Origin of the sequence: Nocardioides sp. zg-1230 (assembly GCF_013155335.1) — a bacterium.
GTDB lineage: Bacteria > Actinomycetota > Actinomycetes > Propionibacteriales > Nocardioidaceae > Nocardioides.
In genome coordinates this window covers 486,015-498,161 of sequence record NZ_JABJQZ010000008.1, presented here as the reverse complement: position 1 = coordinate 498,161, position 12,147 = coordinate 486,015, and the positions used below count along the sequence as shown (strand labels likewise).

13 protein-coding genes are annotated in these 12,147 nt (G+C 73.7%); 9 read left to right on the top strand and 4 right to left on the bottom strand.

Translation table 11 applies throughout. The features are described from left to right. The first annotated feature begins 4 nt into the window (after positions 1-4). Both HOO61_RS21745 and HOO61_RS21740 read left to right on the top strand, forming a co-directional pair. Positions 5-619, top strand: a complete 615-nt coding sequence (locus HOO61_RS21745; protein WP_172261797.1) for a histone deacetylase — start codon at positions 5-7, stop codon at positions 617-619. Positions 620-644: 25 nt separating this feature from the next. Next, positions 645-1,694: a family 43 glycosylhydrolase gene (locus tag HOO61_RS21740; RefSeq protein ID WP_172261794.1), complete on the top strand. Its 1,050-nt coding sequence runs from the start codon at positions 645-647 to the stop codon at positions 1,692-1,694. Between the two features lie 9 nt (positions 1,695-1,703). Here HOO61_RS21740 and HOO61_RS21735 read toward each other — a convergent pair whose 3' ends face one another. Then, complete coding sequence (locus tag HOO61_RS21735; protein WP_172261792.1) at positions 1,704-2,825, bottom strand: hypothetical protein; 1,122 nt, start codon at positions 2,823-2,825, stop codon at positions 1,704-1,706. A gap of 78 nt (positions 2,826-2,903) precedes the next feature. Here HOO61_RS21735 and HOO61_RS21730 point away from each other — a divergent pair, with 78 nt between their 5' ends. The 4 genes from HOO61_RS21730 to HOO61_RS25085 are packed head-to-tail and all read left to right on the top strand — an operon-like array spanning position 2,904 to position 6,305. Beyond that, positions 2,904-3,203, top strand: coding sequence for a hypothetical protein (locus tag HOO61_RS21730; protein WP_172261790.1), 300 nt, complete (start codon positions 2,904-2,906; stop codon positions 3,201-3,203). Between the two features lie 5 nt (positions 3,204-3,208). Continuing rightward, positions 3,209-4,120: an N-acetyl-1-D-myo-inositol-2-amino-2-deoxy-alpha-D-glucopyranoside deacetylase gene (mshB, locus tag HOO61_RS21725; RefSeq protein ID WP_172261788.1), complete on the top strand. Its 912-nt coding sequence runs from the start codon at positions 3,209-3,211 to the stop codon at positions 4,118-4,120. A gap of 25 nt (positions 4,121-4,145) precedes the next feature. After that, on the top strand, positions 4,146-4,520 hold the full coding sequence (locus HOO61_RS21720; RefSeq protein WP_172261786.1) for a hypothetical protein: 375 nt from the start codon (positions 4,146-4,148) through the stop codon (positions 4,518-4,520). A gap of 9 nt (positions 4,521-4,529) precedes the next feature. Next, positions 4,530-6,305: a VanW family protein gene (locus HOO61_RS25085; RefSeq protein WP_172261784.1), complete on the top strand. Its 1,776-nt coding sequence runs from the start codon at positions 4,530-4,532 to the stop codon at positions 6,303-6,305. Between the two features lie 4 nt (positions 6,306-6,309). Here the strand turns inward: HOO61_RS25085 and aspS are convergent, their stop codons facing one another. Then, positions 6,310-7,578 carry an aspartate--tRNA(Asn) ligase gene (gene aspS, locus HOO61_RS21710; protein ID WP_172261782.1) on the bottom strand — a complete coding sequence of 423 codons (1,269 nt, stop codon included), beginning with the start codon at positions 7,576-7,578 and terminating at the stop codon, positions 6,310-6,312. Between the two features lie 291 nt (positions 7,579-7,869). On the opposite strand from aspS, the gene HOO61_RS21705 reads away from it, so the two are divergent. Further along, positions 7,870-8,856: an SDR family oxidoreductase gene (locus HOO61_RS21705; protein WP_172261780.1), complete on the top strand. Its 987-nt coding sequence runs from the start codon at positions 7,870-7,872 to the stop codon at positions 8,854-8,856. A 12-nt stretch (positions 8,857-8,868) separates the two neighbouring features. Here HOO61_RS21705 and HOO61_RS21700 read toward each other — a convergent pair whose 3' ends face one another. Both HOO61_RS21700 and HOO61_RS25080 read right to left on the bottom strand, forming a co-directional pair. Further along, a complete protein-coding gene (locus tag HOO61_RS21700) occupies positions 8,869-9,669 on the bottom strand; it encodes a tryptophan-rich sensory protein (protein ID WP_172261778.1) in 801 nt (266 codons plus the stop codon). Between the two features lie 49 nt (positions 9,670-9,718). Further along, positions 9,719-10,645, bottom strand: a complete 927-nt coding sequence (locus tag HOO61_RS25080; protein ID WP_172261776.1) for a GNAT family N-acetyltransferase — start codon at positions 10,643-10,645, stop codon at positions 9,719-9,721. Positions 10,646-10,707: 62 nt separating this feature from the next. Here HOO61_RS25080 and fdxA point away from each other — a divergent pair, with 62 nt between their 5' ends. Further along, entirely contained in the window at positions 10,708-11,034 is a 327-nt protein-coding gene (gene fdxA / locus HOO61_RS23825) for a ferredoxin (RefSeq protein WP_056604759.1), read from the top strand. Next, a complete protein-coding gene (gene dapC / locus HOO61_RS21690) occupies positions 11,031-12,146 on the top strand; it encodes a succinyldiaminopimelate transaminase (protein ID WP_367650273.1) in 1,116 nt (371 codons plus the stop codon). The genes fdxA and dapC overlap by 4 nt, the downstream gene beginning before the upstream one ends. The last annotated feature ends 1 nt before the right edge of the window (position 12,147 follow it).

Genomic DNA, 12,147 nt, shown 5'->3' with positions numbered 1-12,147 from the left:
CCGTGTGAGCGACCCGGGGACCTGTGTCTGGTACGCCGCGTACGGGACGAACCTGTCGACCGAGCGGCTGGGCTGCTACGTCGCCGGTGGTCGTCCTCCGGGAGCCGCCCGCCACTACGACGGGTGCCGCGACCCGTCCCCGCCACGGGACCACCGGCCCGTCGAGCTGACCGGGCGCCTGGCCTTCGCCGGTGAGTCGGGGGTGTGGGGAGGCGGGATGGCCTTCTTCGTGCCCGATGGCGACGGCGTCGTCCACGCGCGTGCCTACCTGCTGCGCCTCGAGCAGCTCGGCGACCTCGTCGCGCAGGAGGCGCGACACCCGGTGGGGAGGGACCTCGTGCTCGCCGCCGACGGCGGTCCGACCCGCCACGGGTTCTCCCGCACCTACGACGTCCTGCTCGACCTGGGTGAGCTCGACGGGCGCCGCATGCTCACCCTCACCGGCACGCGCGTGCCGACGGCCGCCGCCCCGTCCGCGGCGTACGTCCGCACGATGCTCGAGGGGTTGGCGGACGGGTTCGGGCTCGACGCCGACGCCCGCGTCGGCTACGTGGCCGGCGCCGACGGGGTCGCGCCGCACTGGACCGTCGAGGCACTGCGCGAGTTGTTGCCCGCCTGAGCCGACGCCGGGGTAGGTTCCCCCGGTGCCGAACCGAGGAGCAGCACGCCTGCTCGTGCTGCTGCTCGCCGCGACCGTGCTGTCGGTGGCCCGTCCCGCGTCCGCCGAGGAGTGGGTGCCGCGCCCGGTGCTCAACCTCGACTTCCCCGACCCCGCGGTCGTCTCCTCGCCCGGCGGGCTCGTCGCCTACGCCACCGGCGACCTCGTGCCGCACGCCTGGTCGCGCCAGGCCGACGGCCCGTGGCGACGCGGCCCCGGCCTGCTGACGCACAAGCCGTCCTGGTCGCGCGAGGGCGGGGTGTGGGCGGTCGACGTGGCTCGGGTCCGCGGCCGCTGGCTCCTCTACTACGCCACCCCGGTGAAGGGGATGGGCGAGCACGGGCGCTGCATCGGCGTGGCCCGCTCGCGTGCCGCCCGCGGCCCGTTCCGACCCGTGGGGAGCGCCCCGCTCGTGTGCCCGTCCTACGCCGGCACGCCGACCGCGCAGGACCCGCTGCTGCCGCGCGACCCCACGCTGCCGCGCGCCGGGGTGATCGACCCGTCCTGGTTCCGCGACGCCGACGGGTCGTCGTACCTGCTCTACAAGACCGACCGGATCCCGTCCAGCGTGCGCCTCGTCGCCCTGACCCGCGACGGGCAGTCGGTGAAGCCGGGGGCGACGAGCATCGAGCTGCTGCGCTCCGAGGGCGTCCTGGAGAACCCGGTGCTCACCCTGCGGCCGGAGGGCTACGTGTTGCTGGCCTCGGAGGGCGACTGGACCCGATGCGGCTACTCGACCACCTGGCGGCGCTCGACCGCCTTGCTCGACTGGTCGGCGGCCGTGGCCGGGGTGTTCCTGGACACGACGACCACCGGCCTCTGCGGGCCGGGCGGAGCCGACCTCGTGGAGCGGCGCGACGGCGAGCTGACGGCGTTCCTGCACGGCTGGACCTGCCGCGGCACCGCGCTCCCGTGCGCTGGCACCGGGAAGTGGGACCACAAGCCGCGGCAGCGCGGCCGCCGCGCGTTGTACGCCGCCGAGCTGGGCTGGCTCGACGGTGTGCCGCAGGTCGCCAGGTGGCTCCGTGCGCGCTGACCCGACGGCTCAGTCGAACCAGCGGCGGTCCATTGACACGATCCAGCGCCGGCGTGGGTGCTCGGTGAGCGACCAGATCCGGTCGGTCGAGGGCCAGTAGCTCAGGTCCTCCGGCCCCATCGGCAGCGCCCAGCGGCGTTCGCGCATCGAGCCGGGCCGGCCGGCGAACACGCTGCCGGGCATCCACGGGCCGTGGGACACCGTGACGTGGTAGCGGCCCCCCGCCAGCACGGCGCCCTGCATCTGCCGGACCCCGCCCTCGTCGATCGCCAGGGGCCGGGAGAAGCCGTCGTCGCCCGTGGCGAGCTGCCATGTGGCCGGGTCGAGCTCGTAGCGCGCGAGCCGGGTCGTGGCGTCGGGGTCGAGCGCGTACTCGCCCGCCAGGAGTGCCGGCGGCTCGGAGCGGCGGTCGAGCGACATGAAGGAGTAGCGCAGCTTCTCGTGGCCCTCGTCGGCGAAGGCCTGGTAGGTGAACCGCACGGGCAGGACGTAGCGGTGGCCGTAGGAGTGGAGGGACGTGCCCTCGAGGCCGAAGCGGTCCGGGTGGTCGTCGTCGCCGGCCACCCGCATGATGTCGTCGACCCGGGCGGTGACGAAGCCGCGCCCGGTCGCCGCGATGTGGAGGTAGGGGCCGGCCCACACGATGCCGCCGGCGTGGATCTTCATCGGCCGCAGCACCAGCCGGCCGGCCTCGTCGAAGACGGGGGAGACGAGCAGGACGTGGCGGTACTTCCCGGAGTCGAGGTCGACGAAGGTCACCCGCGAGCCGCGCTTCACGCCGTCCCTGCCGGTGGAGTACCACGTCGTCACCACCACCCGGCGGCTGTCGCCGGCACGCGTCTGGAACGCCTCGGTGTCGGAGGCGTCGGCGCTGGTGGAGATCCCCTGGGGGTACCACTGCTCGTCGCGCTCGTCGTAGTCGTCCCAGCGGTACGCCTCGCGCACCGCCCGGCCGAGCAGCCGGGGCACGACCCGCGCCCGACGCACCTCGTACTTGAGGTCGCCCAGGAGCCCGTCGAGCCCCGTCGGCTCGCCCAGCACCGAGGCGAGGGCCGCGATCTCACGGACGTTCTCGTCGGTGCGGCGCAGGTGCACCCCCTGGACGTACGGCGACTCCGAGGCGGTGGTCATCCCCCGACACTAGCCAGCCGCGTCGGTGGACACCGGCCCGAGGGAGACCCGAGGGAGACCCGAGGGAGAATGGCCCCCGTGAGGGCGATCTTCTTCGACGAGGACGACGCGCAGGCGGTCGTGGCCCGGCTCCGGGCGGACGGCTTCGAGGCGCACGTCGAGCGCGAGCGGCTGGCAGGGGAGGACGACGACGAGGACCACCCGTGGGCGGTGCTGAGCGACGCCCCGGCGTTCATGCTCGAGGTCCTCGTCGACGCCCACGACGGCTGGCTCGACGAGGACGACGGCGCGGAGCAGGCCCGGGAACAGGGCGCCCCCTCGGCGCCGTTGCACCTGCCGACCGCGCCCAAGCGCATCAAGCGCCCAGACCTAGGCTGACATCCATGACGCACCGTCCCGACCGCCGCATGCTGCTCGTCCACGCCCACCCAGACGACGAGTGCATCAACAACGGCGCCACCATGGCGCGCTACGTCGACGACGGCGTCGGCGTCACCCTCGTCACCTGCACCGCCGGCGAGATGGGGGAGGTGCTCGTGCCCGAGCTCTCCTACCTCGCCCACGAGGAGAAGGGCGGGCTCGGCGAGCACCGTCGGGGCGAGCTCGACGAGGCGATGAGGGTCATCGGCGTCACCGACCACCGCTTCCTCGGCGGCTTCGGGCGCTTCCACGACTCCGGCATGGCCTGGCACGAGGAAGGCCACGCCGTGGCCGCCGAGGAGATCCCCGACAACGCCTTCTGGAACGCCGACCTCACCGAGGCCGCCGACGAGCTCGTGGAGGTGATCCGCGAGGTCCGCCCGCAGGTGCTCGTCACCTACGACCAGTTCGGCGGCTACGGTCACCCCGACCACATCCAGGCCCACCGGGTCGCGATGTACGCCGCCCAGCTCGCGGCCGTGCCGTCCTACCGGCTCGAGCTCGGCGAGCCGCACGACGTCGCCAAGATCTACTGGACCGCGATGAGCGAGTCGCGGATGCGGGAGAGCCTGCGCCAGCTCCGCGAGTCCGGCGACACCGAGACGTTCGCCGGGATGGAGCCCGACGGCAAGCTGCCGCCGTTCGTGACGCCCGACGAGCTCATCAGTGCCCGCGTCGACGGCTCCGCGACCGTCCAGCGCAAGATGGACGCCCTGGCCAAGCACGCCACCCAGGTCGAGCCCGACGGCCACTTCTTCTCCGGAGCGGAGAGCGGCCACTCCTACTGGGCCGACGAGTACTACCGCCTCGCCAAGGGCACCGCCGGCGCGACCGGCGCGGACGGGTTCGAGGAGGACCTGTTCGCGGGCCTGTGACGGTCGGCGCTGCGAGGGCGGCCCCATGAGAGCGGGGTTGGGGCTGGCGGCCCTCGTCGTGGGCCTGGTCTCCGGTGCCGCGGGCACGCTCGTCCACCAGCACTGGTGGGGCCTGCTCCTGGCCCTGGGCGCGGCACTCGTCACCCTCGCCTGGCTGCCGCCCGGCGGGCCTCGGACCGCGTTCGCGGCGGGCTGGTGCGTGCCCGTGCTGCGGGGCGCCCTCGAGCGTCCGGGAGGTGGCTTCCTCATCGGCGCCGACGAGGTCGGATGGTCCTTCCTGGCCGGCTCGGCGGTGCTCCTGGTGGCGGCCCTGGTGACCGCGGGAGCTGGGCGTCGTACGACCGGGGCGGACGGTCCGGGGCGCGCCGACGATCCGGGAGTTCGGGGTCTGCCCTCCTAGACTCGCCGCGTGCCGACGAACCAGACCAGTCGCGTGCCGACGAACCAGCCCAGTGACGCGCAGCCCCGTGAGAAGGCGGGCGCCAAGGTCGTGCTGTGGCTGCTGCTCGGGCTCGCGGTGCTGTTCGGCGGGCTCTACGTCGCCGCGCACTACGTCGCCGGCGACAAGGTCCCGCGCAACACGACCGTCTCCGGTGTCCGCATCGGCGGGCACCCCCAGGACGAGGCCGCCGAGCGGCTCCGCGCGGGGCTCGCCGACCGGGTCGCGCGCGACATCGCGACGACCGTCGAGGGCGCGCAGGTGGCCGTCGACCCCGCCCAGGCAGGCCTCTCGGTCGACTACGAGGCGTCCGTCGCCGAGGCCGGTGGCGAGGAGAGCTGGGACCCCGTCCGGCTCTGGAACTACTTCACCGGCGGCGAGGCCTCCGAGGCCGTGGTCGAGGTCGACGAGACCACCTACAACGCCTTCATCGCAGGCCTCGACGAGCAGCACGGCGCAACCGCCCGGGACGGGGCGATCTCCTTCGCGGGCGAGCGGATCGAGACCACCGACGCACGCGCCGGCCGGGCGCTCGACCCCAGCGACACCCTGACGGCCCTCGAGGGTGCGTTCCTCGAGGAGTCACCCGAGGCCGTCACCCTGGAGATGGTGGAGGTGCAGCCCGACATCGACGGCTCCGACGTGCAGGAGGCGCTCGACCAGTTCGCATCCCCGGCCGTCGCCGCCCCGGTGACGCTGACGTTCGAGGGGTCGGACGTCAAGGTGTTCCCGGCCGACTACACGGCCGCCCTGTCCCTCGTGCCGACCGAGGGCGAGCTGGTGCCGACGCTCGACCCCGCGAAGCTGTCGGAGGTGGTCGGCGCCAAGGTCACCCAGGGCGCACCCGTCGACGCCACCGTCGCGCTGGTCGGTGGCCGGCCCCAGGTCGTGCCGGCCAAGCCGGGCGTGACCTTCGACCCGGCCGAGCTCGAGGCCGGCTTCCTGACCGCCGTCGCCAAACCGCAGGGCGAGCGCAACCTGGCCCTCACCGCCAAGGTCGCCAAGCCCGAGTTCACCACCAAGGACGCCCGCGCCCTGCAGGTCCGCGAGCAGGTCTCGACCTTCACGACCTACTTCCCCTACGCCGAGTACCGCAACGTCAACATCGGACGCGCCGCCGAGATCGTCGACGGCACCCTGCTCAAGCCGGGGGAGACGTTCTCGCTCAACGACACCGTCGGTGAGCGCACCGAGGCCAACGGGTTCACCAAGGGCTACGTCATCAACGACGGGATCCTCGTGCAGGACCTCGGCGGCGGCGTCTCCCAGATGGCCACCACGCTGTTCAACGGGATGTTCTTCGCCGGGCTCGAGGACGTCGAGCACAAGCCGCACTCGTTCTACATCGACCGCTACCCCGTCGGCCGCGAGGCCACGGTCGCCTGGGGTGCGGTCGACCTGCGCTTCCGCAACGACACCCCTTACGGCGTGCTCATCGACACCTCGTTCACCGACTCGACCCCGTCGTCCTCGGGCGCGGTGACCGTGACGATGTACTCCACCAAGTGGTGGGACATCACCACGACCACCGGCGAGCGCCACAACCTCACCCAGCCCGAGACGCGGCGCATCGACTCCCTGACGTGCCACGCCAACGAGGGCTTCGGCGGCTTCGACATCGACGTGACGCGCTACTTCGAGCCGGTCGGCGAGAACACCGAGGACCGCGCGGACGAGGTCTTCAGCACGACCTACATCCCCAGCGACACGGTGATCTGCACCAACCCCGACGCCGTCGACGAGTAGCCCCCTACGGCGTGAGCCGGTTGAGGTCGCGGGGGTAGAGCGTCACCTCGCGGACGTTCGCGGCCTCGACGAGCCGGGCGACCCAGCGCTCCAGCCCGATCGCGAAGCCGCCGTGCGGTGGCATCCCGTGGCGGAACGCCTGCAGGTAGGAGTCGTACGCCGCAGGGTCCTCGCCGCGTGCCCGGATCGCGTGCTCGTAGTCCGAGGCGCGGTGCAGCCGCTGGCCACCGGTGACCAGCTCCAGGCCCCGGAAGAGCAGGTCGAAGCTGTTGGACCAGCGCTCGTCGCCGGGCCAGGGATGGGTGTAGAACGGCCGCTTCGCCATCGGGTAGCCCTCGACCGCCACGAAGTCGCTGCCGTGCTCGGCGAGCGCCCAGGCGCCGAGCGCGCGCTCGTGCTCCGGCGCGAGGTCGGGCTCGTCGGCGGACGCCCCGACGAGCGCCAGCGCGTCGGCGAAGTGGATCACCGGGATCTCCTCGGGCACGACCGGCAGCCGGGCACCGGTGCGCGCGACGGCGGCGCCCTCCGCCGACACGGCCGCGACCATCCCGGCAAGCACGGAGCGCAGCACGGCCAGGACGTCGCGATGGTCCTCGACGAAGCCGAGCTCGACGTCGAGGGAGCGGTACTCGGCCAGGTGGCGCACGGTGTCGTGCGGCTCGGCGCGGAAGACCGGGCCGACCTCGTAGACGCGCTCGAAGACCCCCACCAGCTGCTGCTTGTAGAACTGCGGGCTCTGGGCCAGGTACGCCGCTCGCCCGAACCAGTCGACCGGGAACACGTTCGCGCCCGACTCGGTCGCCGTACCCACGACCTTGGGCGTCGCCACCTCGGTGAAGCCCAGCCCGTCGAGGGTGGATCGGAAGCCGCGCAGCGACGCGGCCGCGAGCTCCCATCGCGCGCTCTGGGCGGGGTGGCGCCACATCACCGGGGCGTGGTCGAGCAGCGTGGGCAGCGCGACGTCGAGGCCTGGTCGCCACAGCTCGACCGGGGGCGTCGCCGCCTCCTCGGTCAGCGCCACGACGGTCGCGTCGGTGACCTCCATGCCGCCCGGCGCCTGCGCGTTGGCGGTCGCCGTGCCGGTGACCCGGACGGTGGTCTCCTCGGGCGGCACGGGCGTGCCTGCGGGCAGGACGACCTGGGCCAGCCCGCTGCGGTCGCGCACGACGAGGAAGGTGACGCGGGAGAGGGGTCGGCGCCGGTGCACCCAGCCCTCGAGGACGACCTCCTCGCCGGGCGTCGAGGCGGACAGGTCGTGGCAGAGCGTTCGCATGAGTTCCTCCAGGTGTGTGAGCCCTGGAGGTGTGGGCGGGGGCAAGGTCGCGGTGCCACCACACCTTCGCCGGCGGCCCCGGAGGGTGCCGGCCTCTCGTCGGTGACGCCGGACGCGCGGACGGCCGCTGCTCTGCCGGGTTGCAGGGGGTGTGTCAGGCCCCGCGGTCGTCGGCACCATGGTGGGTGAGGCCGAGGCCCGGCAGCAAGCCGATTTCCGGTGCGGGGCCCTGGGCAGACCGGCGTTGACCGTCGTCAGAGACGGGCGGATGCTGTCCACGGAGGCAGCGTCATGGTCGTGATGGTGGTGGGCGGCAACGGTCAGCTCGGGGCCGCCTGCTGCGCCGAGCTGCGGCACCGGCACGCGGACGTCCGGGCCTCGGTGCGAGACGCCCGCCGCGGCGCGACGCTCGCCGACGCGGGTGTCGACGTCGTGGAGCTCGACCTGACGTCCGGGTCCGATGCCCGTCGCCGGGCGCTCGAGGGCGCCGAGTGCGTGATCCTGTCGGCGAACGCGGTCGCTCCGCGTCAGGGTGATCGTCCTGCGCTCGTGGACCGGGCGAAGGTCGAGCTGGTCGACGACGCGGAGGCGGTCGGCGTACGCCGCGTCGTGCTCCCGTCGGTCCCCGTCACGGCCGCCGACGACGAAGTGCCCCTCGTGCGCGGCCGTCGCGAGCTGGAGCAGCGGATCCTCTCCTCGCCGATGGAGTCGTGGGTGCTGCGGCTCCCGCCGTTCATGGACGTCTGGCTGGCGCTGGTCGGCTCGTCGGTCCCGCTGCGGGGCGAGGAGCACGCGACGCTCGGGCGTCCGTCGCCGTTCCTGCGTCGGTTCCGCAGGGTGACGGGACGGCTGGTGGAGGACCGCGGTGTGATGCTCGTTCCAGGGCCGGCGACCCACCGGCACGCCTTCATCGCGGTGGCAGACGCGGCGCGCGCGTGCGTCGAGGCCGCGCTCCGTCCGGATGGGGCGTCCGGTCCGGTTGACGTCGCCGGGCCCGAGGTCCTGTCCTGGGACGACGTCGCCGCGGTGTACGCGGACGTTCTCGGTCGGCGGGTGCGAGTGCTGTCGGCTCCCGCAGCGGTCTTCGCGGTGGCCGCCCGCGTCCTCGCGCCGGTGGCGGACGTGCCTGCCCGCACGATGGCGCTCAACCGGTACCTCGCCGAGTCCGAGAGTCCGTGGACCGACGCGGGCGGTGGCCTGGTGGAGCCGCCGACGATGACGCGCGTGGAGCCGTTCCTGCGCGCCAAGGCGGCGCTCCCGGACAGACCTGCGGGCTAGCGGCTCGGCGGGTCAGTCCCGCGACGCCGCCCGGGCCGTGAGCCCGAGCACGGCGACGGCTGCGACTGCGGCGACGACGCCGACCAGGGTGGAGGCCGGCTCGTCGGTGAGCCGGCCGACGGCGATCCAGGCCAGGCCCCAGGCGGCAGCCGCGGCGACGGTCCAGCGCGGGCCGGTGCGTGCGACGACCACCGCTGCGACCGCGACGACCACGGCGATGACCAGTGCCGCGACGACCTCGCCCACGAGGGTGGAGGTCTCGACGCCGTCGGCGACCAGGGTGGCGGTGACGTTGGCGCAGGTGGCCACCGCGACCCAGCCCAGGTAGAGCCCGAACGTGCCGTCGACCACGACGCGCTGCACGAGCGAGGGTGCCGGTCCGAGGTCCGCCAGGCGCTGCACGAGCAGCCCCAGCACGACCACGAGTGCCAGGATCACCACGACGCTCGCCCACAGCCAGCCCTGCTGGGTGACCAGCAGCCAGCCCGCGTTGAGCACCATCGACGCCGCCGCGAGCCAGCCCGTACGGCGGGCGCGCGGGTCGGCGGTCGAGGCCGGCAGCCACTGCCACACGGTGTAGGCCGCGAGCCCGACGTAGATCACCGACCAGATCGAGAAGGCCGGGCCCAGCGGGGCGAGCAGGGTGGCGTCGGCGGCGAGCGCGCCGCCGGACGACTCCTCGACGCGGGTGCCGATGACCCCGACCCCGACGAGGGTGCCGATGACGCAGAAGACCTCGGCCAGGGTCACGACGACCTGGCGGCCGCGGTCGGCTCCGGTGGCGGCGGGTGCGGTGCGCTGCGCGGTGCTCACGTCGCCATCCAACAGGACGGCAGGTGAGCGCGGCGCGGGTGAGGACGCGCTACGTGGCGACGAGGTAGCGGTTGGTGTGGTGGGTGACGAAGCCGTGGCGCTCGTAGAGGGCGATCGCGCCGGCGTTGTCGGTCTCGACGTGCAGCAGAGCCGTGGTGGCTCCCAGCGAGGCGCCCCAGTCGAGGACCTCCGCCAGCACGGCGGTGGCCAGGCCGCGACGTCGGTGGTCCGGTTCGACCGCCAGTGACTCGACGAGGAGCCAGTCGCCCGACAGCACGCCGCGCCCGGTGGCCGCCCCGGAGCCGAGGGTGACCGTGATCGAGCCGGGGCCCTCGTCGAGGGTGGCCGGCACGTCCGGCGCGGCTGCTCGCACCGAGCGCAGCGCCCGCGCCACCGAGGCCAGCTGGGCGTGCGCGTCGCCGTCGCCCATCGGCACGAAGCCCAGCGGAGCCAGCGTCCGCTCCACCACCGAGTCGCGCTCGACCTGCACGGTCGGCGTCTGGTCGAGCGCCGCGTAGAAGCGTCGTACGCCGAACGCCGCGTCCGCCCAGCCGATCCCCGGCTCGTGCATCGCCAGCGCCGAGTTGCCCCGACGTCGCAGCCGGCCGCCGTGCGGGGGAGAGGCCCGCAGCAGCCACCGGCCCAGCGGCTCGGTCGTGACGGAGTCCCACAGCGCCGCGACGTGCTCCTCGACCTCCTGCGCCGCGACCCGCGCGCGCACCGATGCCCGGGGCGGGACGGGCTTGCCGGTCACGACGTCGGCGAGCGCGACGACGACCGGTCCGTGTCCCTCCCGGTCGATCGTCAGCGAGTCCGCGCCCCACGCCGTACACGTGCCAAGGACGTCGCTCGCACGGCCGTCGGGCAGCAGGTGGCGTACGACGACGCGCTGGCCGACGACGTGGGGACCGAGGCGGTGCCGGCCGGCTCGCGCCTCGTCCGTCTCGCCGGGGTGGGGTTCTGGCGTGTCGGGCACCCGCCGGATACTAGAGTGAGGGAACTGCAAGCCCCGCTCACATCCGCCTTCAGGAGGACCTGGTGACCTACGTCATCGCCCAGCCGTGCGTCGACCTCAAGGACCGCGCGTGCGTCGACGAGTGCCCTGTCGACTGCATCTACGAGGGCAAGCGGATGCTCTACATCCACCCTGACGAGTGCGTCGACTGCGGCGCCTGCGAGCCCGTCTGCCCGGTCGAGGCGATCTTCTACGAGGACGACACCCCGGAGGAGTGGAAGGGCTACTACGACGCCAACGTCCACTTCTTCGACGACCTCGGCTCGCCCGGCGGCGCCGCCAAGATGGGTGTCATCGACAAGGACCACGAGCTCGTCGCCGCGCTGCCCCCGCAGGAGCACGACGAGTGACCTCCGCGCCGGTCTCTGGCCGGCTCCCGGACTTCCCCTGGGACAAGCTCACGGCCTACGCCGCGACGGCGCGGGCGCACCCCGACGGGGTGTGCGACCTGTCCGTCGGCACGCCCGTCGACCCGACTCCCGCCGTCGTCCAGGACGCGTTGCGCGCTGCCGCCGACTCCCCGGGCTACCCGACCACCATCGGGCTGGAGGCCACGCGGCAGGCGGCGATCGACTGGCTGGCCCGGCGCCACGGCGTGACCGGGCTGGGGCTCGACGGCGTGCTGCCGGTGACCGGGTCCAAGGAGCTCATCGGCTCGATGGCGCTCCACCTCGGCATCGGCCCGGGTGACCTGATCGGCTATCCGGCCCTCGCCTACCCGACGTACGAGGTCGGCGCCGCCCTCGCCGGTGCCGACAGCCTGGCGACCGATTCGCTCACCGCCTTCGGGCCGCGCACCCCGCGCCTGCTGTGGCTCAACAGCCCGGCCAACCCGACCGGCCGCGTGCTGCCGCTGACCCACCTGCGCAAGGTCGTCGACTGGTGCCGCGAGCGCGGCACGATCCTCGTCTCCGACGAGTGCTACATCGAGTGCGCGTGGTCCGACGACCCCGACGAGCGGCCGCTGTCGATCCTCGACCCGCAGGTCAACGGGGGCTCCCTCGACGGCCTGCTCGCCGTGCACTCCCTGTCCAAGCGGTCCAACCTGGCCGGCTACCGCTGCGCCTTCCTGGCCGGCGACCCCGCCCTGGTCGGCGAGCTGCTCGCGGTGCGCAAGAACCTCGGCCTCCAGATGCCCGGCCCCCAGCAGCGCGCGATGATCGCCGCGCTCGACGACGACGCGCACGTGGACGAGCAGCATGCCCGCTACGCCGCGCGCCGGGCGCAGCTGAAGGACGCCCTCGAGGCCGCCGGCTTCCGCATCGACCACTCCGAGGCCTCGCTCTACCTCTGGGCGACCCGCCGTGAGGACTGTTGGACGACCGTCTCCTCGCTCGCCGAGCAGGGGATCCTCGTCGCGCCGGGTGAGTTCTACGGCCCCACCGGCCGCCAGCACGTCCGCGTCGCCTTCACCGCCACCGACGAGCGGGTGGCCGCCGCGGCCGAGCGCCTCGCCGGCTGAC